This is a genomic window from Nonomuraea terrae, assembly GCF_004348995.1.
Classification (GTDB): domain Bacteria; phylum Actinomycetota; class Actinomycetes; order Streptosporangiales; family Streptosporangiaceae; genus Nonomuraea; species Nonomuraea terrae.
Window position 1 is genome coordinate 1 of the sequence record NZ_SMKQ01000435.1, and the last position, 1,536, is coordinate 1,536.

The 1,536-nt window shown below is 69.9% G+C and carries 1 protein-coding gene; it reads left to right on the top strand.

The features are described 5' to 3' along the window. A partial coding sequence (locus E1286_RS47195; RefSeq protein WP_223190971.1) for a hypothetical protein occupies window positions 1-1,446 on the top strand: 1,446 nt, incomplete at its 5' end. Window positions 1,447-1,536: the final 90 nt, after the last annotated feature.

Below are 1,536 nucleotides of genomic sequence, written 5' to 3' on the forward strand. Positions count from 1 at the left end.
GGCCCACCCCCCGCCGGGCCGCCTCCGCGCCTCCAAGGCTCTGCCGGCCCGCGGAAACGTCGCACCGGCCTGTGGGTGACGGCCGGCGTCGTGGCGCTCGTCGTGACCGTGGCCACCGGCGCCGGAGTGGGACTACTCCTCCGCGATCAGTCCGGGACCGCCACCCCACAGCCGGGCGTCACCATCTCCCACAGCCTCGCGCCGGAGACCGTCGTCGTCACCGACGCGGAGATCGACGACCTGCTCACTCGCCACACCGAGGGCCTGACCCGCGGCGACACCGAACGCTTCCTGTCGATCTTCGACCCGGCGAACGAGCAACTGCTCCAGCGCCAACGACGCGTCCTCGAGAACCTGCGCAAAGTCCCGCTGAGCGAGGCCGGCTACCGGGTGCTGCGACGCTCGGGACGCTCCGAGGACAGCTTCGGACGCGGCGTCACCTTCACCCAGGACGTCTCGTTCGTACACCGCTTCGCCGGCATCGACCTGCGACCGGTGTCCGAGTGGTACCGCTGGACGCTGGAGAAGAAATCGGCCGACGCCCCACTCCGCGTCACCGCGGTCGGCGGCGCCCCGCCCCCGACGCTGTCGTCATCGTCCCCCTCCAAAACCGTGTACTACCCGGGCCCATGGGACATCTGGCCGGACATCACGGTCGTCCGAGCAGGCGCCGGGGTCGTACTCGCCCGCCCCGAACACGCCGCGCTGGCCCGCCGCGTCGCGCCGATCGTCGAGCAGGCCACCGCACACCACAGCGCCTATTGGAAGCGGCACGGCGAGCATCAGGACCTCGTCCCACAGGGCTACCTGGTCGCCCTCGTGGCCGGCAAGGACCAGCTCGGCAAGCTCTTCCGTACGTCCGAAGCCACGGAGGCAGGCGTGTCCATCGGCATGCCGAGCGCTGCGGTGGGGTCTGATGACGTCGTCGTCGGCGGAACCCGGGTCGTACTCGACACCACCTCCAGCTTCTTCTCCTCCACCGACGGAATCGGCACGCTGACCCGGCACGAGCTGGCCCACTCACTCGTCTCCGCCCTGGATCGCAGCAGCGGCCTGTCCTTCCTCGGCGGCCGCCCTCACTGGATCGACGAAGGCTTCGCCGAGTATCTCGCCAACAAGCACGCGCCCGTCACGAGCAGCCTCAGATACCCCGAAGGCCGCGCGTACCTGGCCGGACAGCGCTCCCGCCCCTTCACCGGCGAACTTCCGCACAACGACATCTGGGCCGGCGGCGACCTCACCGACGCCCACTACTTCATGGGCGAACTGATCATGCGCTTCACCGCCGACCGCTACGGCGACCGCCGCCTCGTCCAAGCCGTGACCGCCGCCTACCAGCAGGACAACGACGACCTGGCCGAACCCGCGTTCTACGACGCACTCGGCGTCGACAAAGCGGCCTTCGAGCGGCAATGGGCTGCCTATGTCCGCCAGCAGCTCACCTGATCGGACCCGCACATGACACACCACCCCAATCCCACCGACCCGCACCAGCCAAACCCCAGCGCCCTCGGCCCCCACGAGCCAGACCCCAGC